The sequence below is a fragment of the Cupriavidus pauculus genome (assembly GCF_008801835.1).
Classification (GTDB): domain Bacteria; phylum Pseudomonadota; class Gammaproteobacteria; order Burkholderiales; family Burkholderiaceae; genus Cupriavidus; species Cupriavidus pauculus.
Map to the genome: position 1 here is coordinate 1 of NZ_VZOW01000012.1, position 18860 is coordinate 18860.

Consider the following 18860-nt stretch of genomic DNA (forward strand, 5'->3'; position numbering starts at 1 on the left):
CAGCAGCCGGAGACGCGCCAGCCCCGAGTGGCCGCGCGGCGCCCTTGCCTGCCGAAGCCTGGCGCGCCGCTTCCAGTGCGGCGCGGGCCGGCGACATCGGCGACCGGCTGGCCGGCGCGGCGGTGGCTGCGGACTCAGCAGCAACGGGCGTGGCAGCGGGTGTGGCGGACGTTGCCGTCACGGCCGGAGCCGCCGGTTCAGCGGTCGTCGGGACGCCCACGCTGTCTGCCACGGGTCGTGACGTCACCGCTGCGGGCATCGGCGCCGGCCCTGGTTCCGCGCGCGCGGCGGACACCATCGAACGGGCTGCGGGCGCAGGCGACGGACTGGCCGGACGCGCGCGCACAGCCTGCTGGCCGCCGCCCTGCCCGCTCGCTGGCGTAGACGGCGTCGACGACGGACGGAAGGCCAGCATGCGCAGCAGCGTCATCGTAAAACCGGCGTATTCGTCCGGCGCCAGCGCCAGCTCGCTGCGGCCAAGATTGGCGATCTGGTAGAACAACTGGATTTCCTGCGCGTCGAACAGGCCTGCCAGACGCCGGACTTCCTCGGCCTCGGGCCACTCGTCCTGCACGGAAGCGGGCACCGCCTGCGCCAGCGCAACTTTATGCAGCAGCGAGCCGAGATCCTGCAGCGCCCCGGCGAACGACAGGCTGCGGTCAGCCATCGAGTCGGCGATGCCCAGCATCGTCGCGCCGTCTTCGGCGGCCAGCGCGTCCAGCAGTTGCACCAGATAGCTCTGATCGATGGCCCCGAGCATGCCGCGCACCGCTTCTTCCGATACCTGGCCCGCGCTGTAGGCAATGGCCTGGTCGGTCAGCGACAACGCATCGCGCATCGATCCATGCGCGGCCTGCGCCAGCAGGCGCAGCGCACTGCCGTCGTGACCGATGCCCTCTTCGGCCAGGATATGGTCGAGGTGCGAGACGATATGTCCCGGCGGCATCTGCTTCAGGTTGAACTGCAGGCAGCGCGACAGCACCGTGACCGGAATCTTCTGCGGATCGGTGGTCGCCAAGATGAACTTGACGTGTCCGGGCGGTTCTTCCAGCGTCTTCAGCATCGCGTTGAAGGCGTGGTTGGTCAGCATGTGGACTTCGTCGATCATGTAGACCTTGAAGCGCCCGATGGTCGGCGCGTAGACCGCCTTATCCAGCAGCTGCGCCATTTCGTCGACGCCACGGTTGGACGCCGCGTCCATCTCGATGTAGTCGACGAATCGCCCGCTATCGATTTCCAGGCAGGCCTTGCACTGGCCGCAGGGCTGGGCGGTGATGCCGCCGTTGCCGTCAGGGCCAGTGCAGTTCAGTGCCTTCGCGAGGATCCGGGATAAGGTGGTCTTGCCCACGCCGCGCGTACCGGTGAACAGGTAGGCGTGATGCAGCCGCTGCTGTTCCAGCGCATGCGTGAGCGCGCGGACCACGTGCTCCTGGCCCACCAGCGTGGTGAAATCCCGTGGGCGCCATTTGCGCGCTAGAACTTGATAACTCATAGGCGGCGATTGTAGCAAAAGGCGGACCTGAACAATGGGAAGCGACGGGACAAGGCGGCCTCAATCCACACCGACGAAGCCACCCGTCTGATGGGCCCACAACCGGGCATAGAGACCGCCATGTGCGAGCAGCTCCGCATGGGTGCCGGATTCCGCGATATGGCCGCCGTCGAGCACCACCAGGCGGTCCATCCGCGCAATCGTCGACAGGCGGTGCGCGATGGCGATCACGGTCTTGCCCTGCATGAGTACCTCCAGGCTTTCCTGGATGGCGGCCTCGACTTCGGAATCGAGCGCCGAAGTCGCCTCGTCGAGGATCAGGATGGGCGCGTCCTTGAGCAGCACGCGGGCAATGGCGATGCGCTGGCGCTGGCCGCCCGACAGCTTTACGCCGCGCTCTCCCACCAGGGCATCCAGGCCCCGGTTGCCGTGCGCGTCCACCAGTTCGTCGATGAAATCGTCGGCGCGCGCGCGCCGCAGCGCGCCGTGCAGCTCATCGTCGGTACTGTCGGGTTTGCCGTAGCGCAAGTTGTCGCCGATCGAGCGGTGCAGCAGCGACGTGTCCTGCGTGACCATGCCGATCTGGGCGCGCAGGCTTTCCTGCGTGACGCCGGCCACGTCTTGGCCATCGATCAGGATACGGCCGGTTTCAAGATCGTAGAGCCGCAACAGCAGGTTGACCAGTGTCGACTTACCGGCTCCCGAGGGGCCGACCAGCCCAATCTTCTCACCCGGCCGCACCACAAGATTGACGTTCTCGATCACGCCGCTGCCCTTGCCATAGTGGAAGCCGACGTTTTCGAAGCGCACTTCGCCTTGCCGGATCACCAGCGGCTTCGCGTCGGGCCGGTCCAGCACGTGCCTGGGCATGGCAACCGTCTTCATGCCGTCCTGCACCTGTCCCACGTTCTCGAAAATGCCGTTGACTACCCACATGATCCAGCCGGACATGTTGTTGATACGGATAACGAGACCGGTGGCCAGCGCAATCGCGCCCGTGCTGACGATGCCCTGGTTCCAGAGCCAGAGCGCGATGCCCGTGGTGCCGGCGATCAGCGCGCCGTTCATGACGGTAACGGTGACGTCCATCGCACTGACCATGCGCCCGGCCATCCGCGCGCGGTCTGTCTGCTCCGCCATGGCGTCGCGTGCGTAGTTCTCTTCGCTGCGCGTATGGGCGAAGAGCTTCAGTGTCGTGATGTTGGTGTAGCCGTCGACGATCCGGCCCATCAGCCGGGAGCGCGCCTCCGTCGCCATCAGCGCGCGCTGCTTGACGCGCGGCGTGAACCAGATCAGCGCGAAGATATAGCAGACGATCCACAGGATCAGCGGGATCATCAGCCGCCAGTCGGCTTCGGCAAACAGCACCAGCGCGCTGACCGCATAGACGACCACATGCCACAGCGCATCGACGGCCTGCACCGCCGAATCGCGCAAGGAGAAGCCGGTCTGCATGATCCGCTGGGCGATCCGGCCCGCAAAATCGTTCTGGAAGAACGACAGACTCTGCTTGAGCACATAGCGGTGATTCTGCCAACGCACCATGTTGGCCAGATTCGGGTTGATGCTCTGGTGCACCAGCACGTCGTGCAGCCAGATCATCACGGGCCGCAACACCAGCGCGACGAACGCCATCCACAGCAGTTCGTTGCGATGGCGGGCGAAGAAATTGCCGTCTGGCGCTTCGCGCGCCAGATCGACCAGACGGCCAAGGAACGTGAACAGCGCAACTTCGACCAGCGCGCCGATCAACCCGACGATCAGCAGGAGCACGAAAACGCCCCACACCTCGCGCAGGAAGTAGGCGTAGAAACGCCACACGCTGTCGGGCGGCTGCGTGTCCGGAAGCCGGCGAAACGGATCGATCAGTCTTTCCAGGCGGCGGATGGGCATTGCGGCTGTCCTTCGTCGATCGACTTGGCTTGACGGGAACCGCACATGATACGCCCATGAAAAAGCCCCGCTGCGGGAGCGGGGCTTGTGTCGCTGCGCACCGCCGGTGCGTCAGTGGATCACCATCAGCGTGAACGGATGGACATAGGCTTGCAGCGTCACGAACAGGCCGACCATAATGGCCAGCGCGATCGAATGGAAGAACACGTAGCGCAGGATTTCGCCCTCGTGCCCGTACCATTTCGTGGCCGTGGAAGCAACCACGATCGACTGCGCATCGATCATCTTGCCCATCACGCCGCCCGAGCTGTTGGCCGCGGCCATCAGCGTCGGCGACAGACCCAACTGCTCCGCAGTGGTTTTCTGCAGACCGCCGAACAGCACATTGGACGCGGTGTCAGAGCCGGTCAGCGCCACGCCCAGCCAGCCCAGCATGGTGCCGAACAGCGGATACAGCACGCCGGTCTGCGCGAAGGCCAGTCCCAGCGTGGCGTCGAGTCCCGAGTAGCGCGTCAGATAGCCGATGCCGAACATTGCGCAGATCGTCAGCAGTGAATAGCGCACGAGCTTGATGGTCTCGAAATACTCCTTGAACAGGCGCGGGATCGAGTAGCCCATCAGCAGGCCGCCGATGATCGCCGACACCAGAATGCCGGTGCCGGCCATCGACAGCACGTTGAAGGCAAAGACGGCGGGTTCGGCGATTTCCTTGGGCACTACGGGCGGGCCCTTGATCACTGCCTTGTCCAGGCCAGGGATCGGGAAGCGCCACTGCCAGATCGCGTCAGCCGCTTTCTTGAACTCGGGAATGCCCCAGATAAACACGAACACCGTGAGGATCACCCACGGCAGCCAGGCCTTGATGACCGAAATATTGGCCGAAGCCGCATGCGCCTGTGCGTCGGCGGCGATGGCTTCCGGGTTGTCGATCTTCGAATCGTCCTTGCGGCCGAGAATGCGCGTGGATGTCCAGACTTCCTTCGGGCGCCAGATCTTCAGGAACGCGGTCAGGCAGCCCATCGAGATCAGCGCCGAAATCACGTCCACCAGCCACGGGCCGTGGAAGTTCGAGACCAGGAACTGCGGCACCGCGAAGCTGACACCGGCCACCAGAATCGCCGGCCAGATGGCCAGCATGCCGCGGAAGCCCGCGAACGCCCAGATCAGCCAGAACGGCACCAGCACCGAGAAGAACGGCAATTGGCGTCCGATCATTGCCGACAGCTGCACCTGATCGATCCCCGTCACGGACGACAGCCCGATGATCGGCGCGCCCAGCGCACCGAAAGCAACCGGCGCGGTGTTGGCGATCAGCGCCAGGCCCGAGGCGGCCAGCGGCGAGAATCCCAGGCCGATCAGGATGGCGCCGGTTACCGCCACCGGCGTGCCAAACCCGGCTGCGCCCTCGAAGAATGCGCCGAAGCTGAACGCCACCAGCAGCAGTTGCAGGCGACGATCCTCAGTTACCCCGGAGATCGAGTTCTGTAACACCTTGAATGACCCGTTCAAGGTCGTCAGCCGGTGCAGGAAGATGATATTGAGGACGATCCACCCGATCGGGAACAGGCCCGACACGATACCGAGCCCGGCCGCCTTGCCGGCCATGGCCGCCGGCATGCCGAACACCAGCGACGCGACGGCCACGCCGACGATCAGCGCCAGGCCAGCGGCCAGGTGGGCCTGCATGTGAAAGAACGCCAGCGCCGCCAGCAGCACCGCGACTGGAACCCCTGCAGCGATGGTCGAAAGCGCCATGCTGCCTAGCGGGTCATAGACTTGACTCCACATTATTTGAATCCTCCTCTGGTTATACGGCTGCCTTCCTCTGACGGGCCTGGGAAGCCGGGCTGCTGTTGTCCAGACAGGCGATGCATGCGTCGCCTGACAAGACAGAAAGGGGATTGTAAGGACGGGTTCCGGACTCGCCGCTCAAAATCCGGTCATCGATGTGATGAACCGGATTCACGGATCAGGGTTTGTTCGGGGGCAGACTGGCGCACCTCACATCCTGGCGCGCAGCGTACTCCTTTAAACGAACGTTCGAAATAGGGAATGTGATGGGGAACGGGTGCGCGACCGCGTGGTCAGCCACATTCGCCGACATAACCGCAATTGGCGCACTTGGCGCAGCCGTCCACCTTGTGCAGCGCATGCGCGCCGCACTCGGGACACGGCTTGCCGGTGCCAATGCCCACGGCAAGCTGGCGCGGCGCGGCGGGTTGAGACAGCGCGGCTTGGGAATCCGCCGCGGCTGTGCCGCTCTGGCGCGCCAGGCGGTCCGCCAGCGCGCGCGCCGGCACCTGAGCGCCATCTTCGTCGAGGAATCCGCGCTTGATCAGAATGCGCTGGATCGCATAGCTCAGCGCCGCCACTTCCGAATCGTGGAAGCGAGGCACTTCGGTGCCATCCTGGCGCACCAGCGACCCGTAGCGCACGGTGCCCTTGTCCCACACGACATTGCGCATGTCGGCCAGCGCCTTGGCGATCGGGCCGCCCGAGCGCGCCACCATCGACAGCAGCCGCATGGTCGAGGTGATCCACTGCTGCCCCTCGCTGCGCTGTCCGGCCGGCATGAAGAACTCGATCGGCCGTTCGATCGTGACCGGCTGGCCGTCGATTGTGCCGGACACGCGCATGAAGTTGACCGTCAGATAAACCGTCTTGTGGCCTTCATAGGTGAGGTATTCCACCTTCGACGTGACGCCTTCCAGGTCGCCAAGCGGTCGGCTTCCGAATGGCCGCGTCAGCGGATCGTCGTCGCTAGCCGCGGCCGTCGGCGCAGGCGCGACCGACAGCACCGCGCCCAGCACCTGGTTGGGCCGATACGTGGCCAGCCCCTTGAGCCCGGCCTTCCACGCTTCCAGATAGAGATTGCGGAACGCCTCGTACGGATAGTCTTCCGGCACGTTGACGGTCTTGCTGATGCTGGTGTCGATGTATGGCTGTACAGCTTCCAGCATGCGCATATGGTCGAGCGCCGACATCTGCAGCGCCGTCACGAAGGCCTCGGGCAACTGATCCATGTCGCGACCTATATGCCGATACAGTCGCCAGGCGCGATCGGCCACCTCGAAGGTGCGATAGCTGTTGTCCGGCATGCGCTTGCGCCGGTTGTAGGTCCATGAAAACGCCGGTTCGATGCCATTCGAGGCATTGTCCGCAAAGGCCAGCGTGATGGTGCCAGTGGGCGCGATCGACAGTAGATGGGAATTGCGCACGCCGTGCTGGCGGATCGCGTCCCGCACCGCCGCGGGCAGACGGCCGACAAACCCGCCACGCAGATACGCATCGGCGTCGAACAGCGGGAACGCGCCTTTCTCGTCGGCGAGTTCGACCGATGCCAGATAGGCTTGATCGCGCATCGTTTCGGCAATACGCGCGGCCAACTCGCGCCCGGCATCACCGTCATAACGCAGGCCCAGCATCACCAGCGCGCTGCCCAGACCAAGGAATCCAAGCCCGATGCGACGCTTGGCCTGCGCTTCGGCCTGTTGCTCGGGCAGCGGCCAGAACGTGACGTCGAGCACGTTGTCGAGCATGCGCGTCGACACGCGCACGACCTGCGCAAATGCGTCGAAGTCGAAGCTGGCGTGTTCGGTGAACGGCTGCCGCACAAAACGCGTGAGGTTGATCGAGCCGAGACAGCAGCAGCCATACGAAGGCAGCGGCTGCTCCGCGCACGGGTTGGTCGCCTCGATGGTTTCGCAGTAATAGAGATTGTTGTCGGCGTTGATGCGCGACAGGAACAGGATGCCGGGCTCGGCGTGGTCATAGGTGGCCTGCATGACCTGATCCCACAGTTGGCGGGCCGGCACACGGCGATACACCCACAGGCCGTCGTCACGTCGATAGGCGCCCGCCTCGATCATGTCCGGTCCTGGCTCGGCGACGTGCACCAGCTCGACTTCTTCGTCGGCCTCCACCGCGCGCATGAAGGCGTCGGTCACGCCGATCGAGATGTTGAAATTTGTCAGTTCGCCCCGGTCCTTGGCGTGAATGAAGCTTTCGATATCGGGATGGTCGCAGCGCAGCACGCCCATCTGGGCGCCGCGCCGCGCGCCGGCCGATTCCACCGTGGCGCACGATGCATCGAACACCTTCATGAACGATACGGGGCCCGACGCCCGCGAATGCGTGGCACGCACCAGCGCGCCGCCGGGCCGGATCGACGAAAAATCATAGCCCACGCCGCCGCCGCGACGCATGGTCTCGGCCGCCTGCGCCACCGCCGTATAGATGCTGGGCTTGCCGTCCTTCGCCTCCGACACGGAATCGCCGACAGGCTGCACGAAGCAATTGATCAGCGTGGCCTGGATGCCGGTGCCCGCCGCAGAGTTGATGCGCCCCGCCGGCACGAATCCGTTCTCGAGCGTCCAGAGAAAGCGCGCCGCCCAGGCATCGCGCCGGTCCGCCGGTTCGGCCTCGGCCAGCGCGCGAGCCACCCGGCGCCGCACGTCGTCGACGGTCCGCTCCTCGCCCTTGGCGTACTTTTCCTGAAGGACCTCGACGGAGATGTCTTGCGGCGCCAGGGCGCCCTGGAGAATCTGTTCGTTTGCGTTCATGCCCAACCTGCCTAGATGAGTACGATGGCTGAAATTGCCGTCCGCCATGCTGCCAGCATGGCCACACATCAACCCGGTATCAGATCAAACCGCCGTCGAACAACCTTCGTACAACTACGAAAAATCGGACTGCCGCCTCAGGTTGCGTTACAATGCCGGTCGGACGGGCCTCCTCGCATGGTGGCGCGGTCAACCTGGTCAGGTCGGGAACGAAGCAGCCACAGCCGTTTTCCACCAGTGCCGAGGGTCAGGCTCGTCCCCCTTCCTGTTTTTCTTCGTTTTTCCTTCGCCTTTTCTTCGCAATTCCCCGCTGCAAAATTCCTCCGGCGCAACTCCGCTCCGGCGCAACGTCGCGTCCCGCAAACCAGATTCGCTGGCTGTTCGCAGTATAGGCATCCAGGCATCACAAAGGGCGGCGAACTATTTTGCGCCCGTTTTGCGATGCCGGCACATCTCAGAACAACGACCCTTGTTGCGACGTGGCGATCGGGACCACGGGCGCTGGCGTTGCGCGCAACTGTTCAGCATCGATCCATTCGCCCGCGGCAGTGGCCACGCCCGCTTCGATGCGCCTGTCCGGGAACATCGGTTTCACCGCGGCTACATAGCGTGCCAACTGCGCGCCGTACGCCGCGTGCTCCTGGGGCAGCAGACGTTGCTTGTAGTCGATGATGACGACGCGGTCGGCAAACTCCACCAGCCGGTCGATACGCAGCAGGCGCCCCCAGCCGTCGTAGAGTTCCACCTCGTTGCGCGCCGACAAGGCGTGGTCGGGAAATAGCAGCGGCCGCAGCGCCGGCGCGGCCAACATCGTGCGCAGATCCTGCACCGCAGCCTCGGCCAACTGCTGCCAGCGCTGCCGCGCCTCCGGCGTACCTGCGCCGGTAAGCGGAAACCAGCGCAGCACTGTCGGCACGTCGGGCGACCCGGCGTAGGCGTCCGGATAGCGCGTGATCCGTTCCAGCAAGGCGTGCACCAGCTCACCATGCGCGGCCGCCTGGGCATCGAACACGGTCGATTCGTCGCTGTCGTCCAGCGCAGTGCCGACATCGCCGGCCTCATCCGCATGTCGATAGCGTTGTCGAAAATCGGTGTAACGCACGGTCTCGCCGACATGTGACGCCGCCTGCCCCGAGGTGATTCCCAGCTCGGGATACGCGGCGATTTCGTCGCCGACGCCAGCGGCCGCCAGCCTCACGTACCAGCTTCCCGCAATCTCGGCGCCCGGCGCATCGTCCTTCTCCGCCCTCGAGCTGCGGCCTTTCACGCCGCTCACCAGCAGCCCCTGCTGCGCGCGCGTCATCGCCACATACAGCAAATTCCAGTTTTCCCGCTCGGCCAGCGCGGCCTCGGCGTCAAACATCGGCGCCCGCGCCAGCCCGCGTTCGCTGCGCTTGCCATAGGCCGAAAAATGGCGCGGCACCGGCGATGCGGGCGGCCAGTCGACCAGGATGCCGCCGCGATCGGCAGTGGGCTCGCTGTGGTTGGCGTCGAGCAGCACCACGAAAGGCGCCTCCAGCCCCTTGGCCGCATGCACGGTCAGGATGTGCACGGCGTCGAGCTGATTGTCGGCGCCGTCGTCCGGTTCGGCTTCGGTGTCTTCGACGCCCTCGCCCATGCCGCCTTCGTCAGGACTCTCGTCCTCGTCGCCGCGCCGGATTTCCTGCAGTTCGTCGATAAACTTCGGCAGGCTCGGGTAACGGCCGCCATCGAGATCGAGCGACAGCTTCAGGAACGCATCGAGATTGGCCAACACCTGCTCGCGAATCGCGGACGGCGCGGCCTGCGCATATCTGCGGCGCACCTCGCCCTGGTAATAGATATGGTCGATCAGGTCGTGGACAGGCTTGTGGGGCGCCAGCGCCAGCCATTCACGCAACCGCTGCACGCCAGCGCGCAAGGGCAAGCTGACGTCTGCGGGCAGCCCACCCGCCTCGATGCGCGCCCACCAGCCGCCCTCGCCTTCCATCGAGGCCAGCGCGATCAGGTCGTCGTCGGTGGCGCCGACGATTGGACTCTTGAACACGTGCGCGAGGTCTAGATCGGATTCGGGCGTCATCAGGAACGCCAGCAGCGCCGACACGTCAAGCGCTTCGAGCGTGCGCAACAGCCCGCCGCGGCGCGGGCTCAGGCAAGGGATGCCCGCTTCGCGCAGCGCGCGTTCATAGTCGGCTAGATAAGTCTTGCGGCGCACCAGCAAATGCATGTCGCGCCAGCAAGCGCGCCGCGTCTTGTCCCCTTCGCGCACCGGCACGTGGTCGCGCAGATAGTGCAGCCACGCCGCCACGCGACGACCCTCTTCGAAGCGCAGCGAATCGCCCAGCTGGATGCGCGGCTGCGTCAGGGTATCGCGGTGACCGTCGCCGGACGGCGCTTCTTCTTCGGCGGTGTCATCGGGTTCCACCAGCGGCAGCAGCCAGACCGGGCCGCCCGGATCGGTCAGCGCCGTGCTCTGGGTCTCGTAGAGCGGATAGCGGCCTTCGGCGCGCGCGTGGTCGAATACTGCATTGACCCAGTCCAGCACTTCGGGACGATTGCGGCGCGTGCGGTTCGTGCGCAGCACGGTGGCGCCAAAATCGGCTTGCAGCATGTCACGCGCCGCGTCGAACAGGCGCGCATCGGCGCGGCGGAACCGGTAGATCGATTGCTTGGGATCGCCCACCAGGAAGATCGTTGGCTTGTCGGCAAGCCCCTGATAACCCGCGAGCCAGCCCTGCAGGATGCGCCACTGCAGCGGATTGGTGTCCTGGAACTCGTCCAGCAGCAAATGGCGATACCGCGCATCAAGCCGCACCTGCAGGTATGCGGCCGCGTCCTCGTCGGCCATCAGCTTTGCCGCGAGCCATTCGAGATCGGCAAAATCCATCGCGCGCTGTTCGCCCTTGTAGCGGTGATAGCGCGCCAGCAGCGCGTCGCCAAGGCGGTACAGCGCCAGATTGATGGCCAGCACCGCGGCTTCGCAACGGCGCGCGGCGATTTCCTCGAGGCGCTTGCAATGACCCGCCATCTCCGCCAGCAGTTCGTCGGCCGCGCCTTCGGTACCGCAGACCTTCACCAGCGCGGCGGTGCGCTTCATCGCGCGCGGCTTGCCCGCATCGGTAAAGAAAGCCGCGCGCAGCAGATGGAACGCTCGCGTGGCCGCCTCGCCCGCTTCGGCGCCCGCATCGCGCCAGACCCGGATCGCGCGCAATCCCTCGATCAAGCGCGAAGCGTTGGTCTGCTCCGTCTTGCCGCCGCGCCCCAACATCAGCACAATCTGCGCGCATTCCTCGAGCCAGTCGTCGTCGGCCAGCGCAGTGACCAGCACATCGTGCGTGGCGTCGTCGCCGAGATCGGCGGCCAACAGTTGCGCCGGATCGCCCGCTTCGCGAAACGCCTGCCATTCGTTGCGAGCGTGGAACATGCGATCGAGCAGGCTGCGCACCTGAAAATCGCCGATCGCATCGACAAGCTGTTCGTACGTCTCGCGCAATTCGGCGTGCTGTGGTTGCGCCAGCGCGCGCCAGAATGGCGCCCATGCTTCGCGCTTCATGCGCAGCGCATCTTCCCGCAGCGATGCGCCGGGCACGATGCCCGAAGACAGCGGCGCGCCGCGCAGCAGCGTGCCGAACCAGCCGTGGAACGTGTCGATCGCCATGCGGCCCGGCGAAGCCAGCACCTGCGCGTGCAGCAGGCGCGCGCGCGGCAGCGCGGCGCGCGCGGCTTCCGGCGTCAGTCCGCGCATCTCCAGCTGCGCCAGCACCGCATCGTCGCTGCCGCTGGCAAGCTGCGCCAGCACCTCCAGCAGACGCTCGCGCATTTCCTCGGCGGCCTTGCGCGTGAACGTGATCGCCAGCACCTCGTGCGGCGCCGCACCGGCAAGCAGCAGCCGCACCAGGCGGGCCACCAGCAACCATGTCTTGCCGCTGCCGGCGCAGGCCTCGACCACCACCGACCGGGTGGGATCGCAGGCCGCGCGCGTGAAATCGGACTCGCCAACGGGTTGACCATCGCGCAGGTAGGCGTGGATATCGTGACTGGCGCTCATGACTGCAGATCGGGCAAGGCGGTGGATTCCCAGAAGCCCTTGCGGCACAGGCCACGGGCATCGCAATAGGTACAGGCCGCGGCGTCGCCGAATGCGGGCAGCTTCGCGCCCTGGCGCAAACGGCCAACATCGTCGCGCAATTGCCGTTCCAACCAGGTCACGGCGGCCTGGAATTCGGGCAGGTCGACTTCGCGTTGCGCGCCGGGCGCACTGTCCTTGCCGCCCTGCTTCACGCCTTCAAGGGCAACCCAACTGCCGGCCACCGCATCGGCGCGCAGCAACCCGTAGAACGCCAGCTGGCAATCCTCTTCGGCGTCGCCGGCCTTGCGGCGCAGCCGACTGGCCGGTTGGGTCTTGTAGTCGATCACCGCGTGGGCTCCATCGGGTCCCTTGTCGAGCCGGTCGATGCGGCCGGACAAATGCAGCGGCGTGCCGTCGGGCATCGCCACATCGACGCTGGCGTCGATTTCGCCGCCGCGCCAGTGCCAGCCCATCTCCTCTCGCGCCGATTGCCAGGCGACATAGGACGGCAGCACCTCGCGCCAGCGGCGGTAGTAGCTGATCGCGTTGCCGTCCTCGGCGATCTGCTTGCCGAAGACGGTGTCGGAAATCTGTCGCAGGCGTGCAAGCCGGCGCTGCTCATCGCGTTCGCCCGAGGCGTGGATTTCCTCGTGATATTGCAGCAGCACACGATGCAACAGATTGCCGATATCGCGTTTCTCAAGGTCGTCGTTGAGCTCCTCCAACCCGGCCAGGCCCAGCATGCGCCCTGCAAAGAACTGATACGGACAACGGCGCAGCGTGTTGTATGCCGCCGCGCTCCAGCGCGCCGGCACGCGCTCGGGCGCTGAAGGCGCGGGCATGAACACCGGTTGCGCGGACGTGTCGAACCATTGTGGTGCGCTGTTCGACTCGATCGGCGCACCCGCGCGCGCGCAGCATGCAGACAGCCGTTCGATCCAGCCCGATACGTGATGGGGTTCGCCCCGACTGCCGAAGCGCTGCCACGTCAGCACCACGTCGTCATTGTTGAGCAGCACTTCGGCCAGATCGCGCGCCTGCTGCGCAAAGCGCGCCTCGCGGTCTTCGAGTCCGAGTTCGCGCCGCATCTGGTTCGAGAAAAACATCAGCTCGGCGGCGCTGGACGGCAGTTGTGCATCATCGCACCCCACCACCACTACGCCATCGAAGCGGCGCATGCGCGCGCCGTTGAGCGGCAGGATCGTAATGCGCGACTGGCTTGGCGCCGACGGCTCCTTGTACGCCACCGATTCGAGCAATGCCGACAGCATGGCCCGGAATTCCTGCTGATCGAGCGTGGCCTGGCTGCCGGCTTCGTCATCGCAGACCTCGCCGAGCCGCGCCAGCGCGTCGAGCAGTTGCTGCCCGGCATCGTCGCCAGCCAGCGCGCCACGCATGCCCAGCACGTCGAGCGTGGCGTCCAGCCGGCCGAGCCAGACGGGCAGCGCATGCTGGGCCAGACCGCGCGGCCATTGCGCGGCTTCGTCGGCCAGCGAGGCGATCAACGCGCGGGCGGCGGCCCGCACTTCCAGCTCGGTGTCGCCGCCGTCGGTCGATTCTGCATCGACGGTCGCCGCGCTATCGCGTTCGGCAAACAGGTGGCGCAGGCGCGCCCAGCCGCCCGTGATCGCGTCGCGACGGATCCGTCGCTCCAACAGCGCGATGGCCTCGCCGCGACGCGCGGCCTCGGGCAGACAGAACGGGCTTTTCAACAGGTCGAGCAACGCTGCGGTATCGCCATCGCGCGCCAGCACGTCAAACCAACGCATCAGGGCGGCGGCCGCGCGCGTAGTCGACAATTTCCAGCCGGTCTCGTCGCGCACCGGCGCGCCCGCGCGCGCCAGCAGCGCCCGGGTGCGGCGCGCCACCACGCGATCGTGCGCCACCAGCGCCACGTGCTTGCGTCCATCGTTCAGCCACCGCACGAGCTGGTCGGCGGCGGCCATCGCCTCGTCCTCGAAGCGCGCACTGCCGATCACGCGCACTTGCGGGCGTTGCGCGGGCAAGGCCCGCGGCAGTGCGGGCGCCGGCGCGGCATCGGTGCTTTCGCCACGGCGCGCTTCGGGCCACAGCGCCAGCAACGTGCGATACCAGTCAGCGGGCTCGGCATCGGCGTCTTCATCGCCTTCGGGTGCGGACGCGCCGCCAGTCCAGTCGTACCCGACTTCGAGCGTCGGCACGAGTTCGGCGGCCTGCTGCAAAAACATTGCCTCGATCGGTTCCGGCGGCGTCGGGCCGATCCAGATCACCGGGCCGGCCAGGCGCTGTGCGAGACGCTGCAACGCACGCCGGCGCGCGGGCAACGGATCGTCCGGTCCCGACAACATCTGCCAGAAGGCCAACACGATCTGCGCCTCCTGTCCCAGGAAGCGTTCTGACAAATGCGCATAGGTCCGCTGCAAGGCGCCCTGCAGCAAGGCGGCCCGATCGTCGCCGTCGACATCGTCGTCTTCACGGATCGCCGCGTCCTCGAGCCAGCGCGCGCTCAGTTCGTCGCTGATCGACACCAGCGTCTGGGCCAGCCCCCACGCTGCGCCTTCGGTCTGCGCGCCGAAGGCACGACGCAGCCAGTCCTGCGCGCGGATGGCCTGCTGCACCGCCAGCAGCCGCGCCGCATGGCTGCGTACGGGCTGTGGCTCGATTTCGAGATCGGGAGGCAGGTCAAGCAGCCAGTGGCCAAGCGTCAGCACACGCGGCAGCAGCCGCGGCTGCCCGGCCGCGCGCGCGGCGGCATCGAGCGCCAGCCGCACGCCGGGAATCTGCGCGGCGGTAGGCACGACGACATGCGCGGCCGATGCAACAGGGCCGCAGTGATCGAGAAAATACCAGGTCGCCGTGGCCGCCTGTTCGAGGAACGACGGGCCAGGAACGAAAGTGAGCCGGGTCATGGATGATTGGAGCCGTCGCGATCCCCGGGATCACCCGGTGCCACCGTGGGACGCGCGATATCAGTCGTCGCCACCGCGCTCCAGGCGCGCGCGCAGTTCGCGCGCGGTTTCGAGCAGGCCCTGGTAGCCCGAGCGAGCGTGCTCGGGCAGGTCTGGGTCGCCGATCAGCGCGCCGAGCGTTTCCATCACGCTGTAGACGAGGCCCTTGGCGGCGCCCGTGGCGATGCTGTCCGATTCGACAGCGCTGCTCAGGTGCGCCAGCGCATCGCTGAGATGGTCCGCTTCGGGCGCGCTGTTTTCAGGCGAGTTGGGGACGGCGGGCGTTTCGGGCATGCCGGGCTTGCGGGGATCGGACGTCATGATCTGGGCCTTTTATCGAAAGATGCAGGGTTGGCGCATCCGCGCGAGCCATTCTACGCGGGTTCGGATGCGTTTCTCTTGAAGTGGATTCTAGAGCATGCGCGTGCGCGGTCGCAGCAGAAAATCGGCCGGGTGGGCGCGATCACGGCGCCGCACCAATTACCTCCGATACGTGCGGGCGATTGAGTGAATCTCTTGGCGCGATTAACACTATTATCAGCAGCCTCGTCGCGGGCACGGCAGAATAGTCACTGTCTACCCGCAGCAAAACGGTTTTCGGGCCGCCATCGCCAACGGCTTGAATTTCGGCAAACTGGTAAGATATTGGCGTCATTGGCGGCGCGTGTTTGCCGCGTGTTGCCGTCCGGCGGACCTGCACGATCTCGTGTAAGGTAGCGGTTCAGCCCCACGGCAGATTTCCGCCTTCATCATAAACTGAGCGAAACCAGAGGTTTTCCGCCATGAGCGATCAAATCAAATATGTGAGCGACGCGTCGTTCGATACCGACGTCCTCAAGTCCGACAAGCCCGTGCTGCTCGATTTCTGGGCAGAATGGTGCGGCCCGTGCAAGATGATTGCGCCGATTCTGGATGAAGTGGCCAAGGACTACGGCGACCGCGTGCAGATCGCCAAGATCAACGTCGACGAAAACCAGCAGGTGCCCGCGAAGTTCGGCATCCGTGGCATTCCCACGCTGATCCTTTTCAAGAACGGCGAAGTGGCCGCCCAGAAGGTTGGCGCCCTGTCGAAGAAGCAGCTGACCGAGTTCCTGGACACGCAGGTCTAAGCGACCTTGCGCCGGGGCCCGCGCGCCCCGGCAAGGCACCGAATCCGGCCGTGCGTGCGCCAGCTCTGGCGTACCGGCCGGTTTGTGCTAAGATGCCACCCAACAACTTCCCCGAGCGTTCGCTCATTCTTTTCCCCCTTCCTTAGGTCTTGCCCGTTCGGGCGCCTCTGTACCCCTTGTCTATGCACCTGACAGAACTAAAATCGCTTCACGTGTCTGCGCTTCTCGAAATGGCGGCTACGCTCGAGATCGACAACGCACAACGGATGCGCAAACAGGAACTGATGTTTGCGATCCTGAAGAAGCGCGCCAAGATGGGCGAAACCATCTACGGAGACGGCACGCTGGAAGTCCTCCCCGACGGCTTCGGTTTCCTGCGCTCGCCGGAAACTTCGTACCTCGCCAGCACGGACGACATCTACATCAGCCCCTCGCAGATCCGCCGCTTCAACCTGCACACCGGCGATTCGATCGAGGGCGAGGTCCGCACGCCCAAGGACGGCGAGCGCTACTTTGCGCTGGTCAAGGTGGACAAGGTCAACGGGCAGCCGCCCGAAGCGGTGAAGAACCGCATCATGTTCGAGAACCTGACGCCGCTGCACCCGAACCGGCCGCTCACGCTCGAACGCGATATCCGCGCCGAAGAGAACATCACTGGCCGCATCGTCGACATGATCGCGCCGATTGGCCGCGGACAGCGCGCACTGCTGGTGGCGTCGCCGAAGTCCGGCAAGACCGTGATGCTGCAGCACATCGCCCACGCGATCGCCAACAATCATCCGGAAGCGGATCTGTTCGTGCTGCTGATCGACGAACGCCCCGAAGAAGTGACCGAAATGCAGCGCTCGGTTCGTGGTGAAGTGGTGGCGTCGACGTTCGACGAACCCGCGATCCGCCACGTACAGGTGGCCGAAATGGTCATCGAGAAAGCCAAGCGACTGGTCGAGCTGAAGCGCGACGTGGTGATCCTGCTGGACTCCATTACCCGTCTGGCGCGCGCCTACAACACGGTGGTGCCGGCCTCGGGCAAGGTGCTGACCGGCGGTGTCGACGCCAACGCGCTGCAGCGCCCGAAGCGTTTCTTCGGCGCCGCGCGTAACCTGGAAGAAGGCGGTTCGCTGACGATCATCGCCACGGCGCTGATCGAAACCGGCAGCCGTATGGACGACGTGATCTACGAAGAGTTCAAGGGCACCGGCAACATGGAAGTGCACCTGGAACGCCGTCTGGCGGAAAAGCGCGTCTACCCGGCCATCAACCTGAACAAATCCGGTACGCGCCGCGAGGAACTGCTGATCAAGCCGGAAATCCTCCAGAAGATCTGGATCCTGCGCAAGTTCATCTCCGACATGGACGAAGTCCAGGCGATGGAATTCATCCTCGACAAGATGAAGCCGACGAAGAACAATGCGGAGTTCTTCGACATGATGCGCCGCGGCGGCTAACGCCACCTGGCAGTTGCCACGCAAGCGGAAAGGCGTACCCTCTGGGTGCGCCTTTTTCATTTCCGACCCGACCCATTATGTTCGGCAAACTTTCCAGCTTCCTGCGTGCGCGCTCGCGCGAGCGCAAGCTTGCCCAGTACGCGATTCCCGACGAACTGTGGACGCGCACCGTCGCCGCGCTGCCCTTCGTGCAACGCTACGACGCCGACGACCTGCACGCGCTGCGCGAACTGGCAACGCTGTTTATCGCCAACAAGGAATATTCGACCGCGCACGACCTCGAACTGACCGACGACATGGTGGTCAGCGTGGCCGTGCAGGCTTGCGTGCCGATCCTGAAACTGGGCATCGAGTGGTATCGGGGCTGGCGCGGCATCGTGCTGTATCCGGGCGAATTCCTGATCCGCAAGACCGTGGAAGACGAGATCGGCCTCGTCCATGGCGTCGAGGAAGAAGCCAGCGGCGAGGCATGGGAGAACGGCCCGGTGATCCTCTCATGGCAGGACGTGAGCTTGCCCGGCGCGGGCATCGTCAGCGCCCGCGAGCTGCCGGTCGACACCTACAACGTGGTAATCCATGAATTCGCCCACAAACTCGACATGCTGAACGGCGAACCGGATGGCGTGCCGCCGTTTTCGCGCGTCCTGCATCCGGGCATCGATGCAGAGCAGTGGGCCGAAACCTTCCTGGGGGAATACGATACGTTCGCCGACGCATGTGAAGCGGTCGCCGACGCCGACTGGGACCACCCGCACCGCCTGCCGCCCCGGCTGCACGTGATCGACCCGTATGGATGCGAGGCGCCGAGCGAATTCTTCGCGGTGGCTTCCGAGGCCTTTTTCGTCGATCCGCGCGCCCTACGCGAGCACTGGCCCACGACGTACGCCATGCTGTGCCAGTTTTATCGCCAGGATCCGGCAAAACATGACGTATCAGCCACGTAAAGCGTTTTTACCGCCGCTATCGCGAAAGCTACGGACTTATTGCCCAAGTCCTTGTTTATCTGCCATAATTCTGGTTTGCCCGTAATCGGCAAGTGGTTCGCTCGTCGCAAGCGTTTGCCTGCGACATTCGACGACCGAGCGGACTGGCTACCCAACCTGAAAGGAAGCACCATGAAAGAAGGCATTCACCCCAATTACCGCGAAGTCCTGTTCCACGACGTGTCGAACGACTTCAAGTTCGTGACCCGCTCGACGATCCAGACCAAGGACACGATCGAACACGAAGGCAAGACCTACCCGCTGGCCAAGATCGAAGTGTCGTCGGAATCGCATCCTTTCTATACCGGCCAACAGAAGATCATGGACACGGCCGGCCGCGTCGAGAAGTTCCGCCAGAAGTTCGGCAGCAAGCTGGCCGCCAAGAAGTAATCGCCCAGCTC

At 65.3% G+C, this 18860-nt stretch carries 11 protein-coding genes and 1 other RNA gene; 5 read left to right on the forward strand and 7 right to left on the reverse strand.

Annotated features, from left to right (window positions below; translation table 11 throughout):
* The 4 genes from F7R19_RS14230 to F7R19_RS14245 form a co-directional block, all read right to left on the reverse strand.
* Positions 1-1492 (reverse strand): DNA polymerase III subunit gamma/tau (locus tag F7R19_RS14230; protein ID WP_150981051.1); only part of this gene is annotated, 1492 nt, incomplete at its 3' end.
* Between the two features lie 60 nt (positions 1493-1552).
* Positions 1553-3385, reverse strand: a complete 1833-nt coding sequence (locus F7R19_RS14235; protein WP_150981052.1) for an ABC transporter ATP-binding protein — start codon at positions 3383-3385, stop codon at positions 1553-1555.
* Between the two features lie 111 nt (positions 3386-3496).
* Entirely contained in the window at positions 3497-5173 is a 1677-nt protein-coding gene (locus F7R19_RS14240; RefSeq protein WP_061959706.1) for an L-lactate permease, read from the reverse strand.
* A gap of 296 nt (positions 5174-5469) precedes the next feature.
* Positions 5470-7947 carry an adenosylcobalamin-dependent ribonucleoside-diphosphate reductase gene (locus F7R19_RS14245; protein WP_150981053.1) on the reverse strand — a complete coding sequence of 826 codons (2478 nt, stop codon included), beginning with the start codon at positions 7945-7947 and terminating at the stop codon, positions 5470-5472.
* Positions 7948-8109: 162 nt separating this feature from the next.
* Here F7R19_RS14245 and ffs point away from each other — a divergent pair.
* Positions 8110-8208: signal recognition particle sRNA small type (ffs, locus tag F7R19_RS14250), an RNA gene on the forward strand.
* Positions 8209-8401: 193 nt separating this feature from the next.
* On the opposite strand, the gene F7R19_RS14255 is transcribed toward ffs, so the two are convergent.
* Genes F7R19_RS14255 through F7R19_RS14265 form a run of 3 tightly spaced genes read right to left on the reverse strand, consistent with a single transcriptional unit; the run spans position 8402 to position 15243 of the window.
* Positions 8402-11974 (reverse strand): UvrD-helicase domain-containing protein, encoded by a 3573-nt coding sequence (locus F7R19_RS14255; protein ID WP_150981054.1) that lies wholly within the window; start codon positions 11972-11974, stop codon positions 8402-8404.
* Positions 11971-14883, reverse strand: coding sequence for a PD-(D/E)XK nuclease family protein (locus tag F7R19_RS14260; protein ID WP_150981055.1), 2913 nt, complete (start codon positions 14881-14883; stop codon positions 11971-11973). Before F7R19_RS14260 ends, F7R19_RS14255 begins: the two co-directional genes overlap by 4 nt.
* A 60-nt stretch (positions 14884-14943) precedes the next feature.
* Entirely contained in the window at positions 14944-15243 is a 300-nt protein-coding gene (locus F7R19_RS14265; RefSeq protein WP_061959702.1) for a hypothetical protein, read from the reverse strand.
* A 461-nt stretch (positions 15244-15704) separates the two neighbouring features.
* Between F7R19_RS14265 and trxA the strand changes: the two genes are divergently transcribed.
* The 4 genes from trxA to F7R19_RS14285 all read left to right on the forward strand — a co-directional run bounded on the left by trxA (position 15705) and on the right by F7R19_RS14285 (position 18849).
* Positions 15705-16031 (forward strand): thioredoxin TrxA, encoded by a 327-nt coding sequence (trxA, locus tag F7R19_RS14270; RefSeq protein ID WP_061959701.1) that lies wholly within the window; start codon positions 15705-15707, stop codon positions 16029-16031.
* A gap of 182 nt (positions 16032-16213) precedes the next feature.
* The gene (rho, locus tag F7R19_RS14275) at positions 16214-17476 is read left to right on the forward strand and encodes a transcription termination factor Rho (protein ID WP_061959700.1); all 1263 of its coding nucleotides are present in this window, start codon (positions 16214-16216) and stop codon (positions 17474-17476) included.
* 77 nt (positions 17477-17553) lie between these two features.
* The gene (locus F7R19_RS14280) at positions 17554-18420 is read left to right on the forward strand and encodes a M90 family metallopeptidase (RefSeq protein ID WP_150981056.1); all 867 of its coding nucleotides are present in this window, start codon (positions 17554-17556) and stop codon (positions 18418-18420) included.
* 171 nt (positions 18421-18591) lie between these two features.
* On the forward strand, positions 18592-18849 hold the full coding sequence (locus tag F7R19_RS14285; RefSeq protein ID WP_061959698.1) for a type B 50S ribosomal protein L31: 258 nt from the start codon (positions 18592-18594) through the stop codon (positions 18847-18849).
* Positions 18850-18860 lie beyond the last annotated feature (11 nt).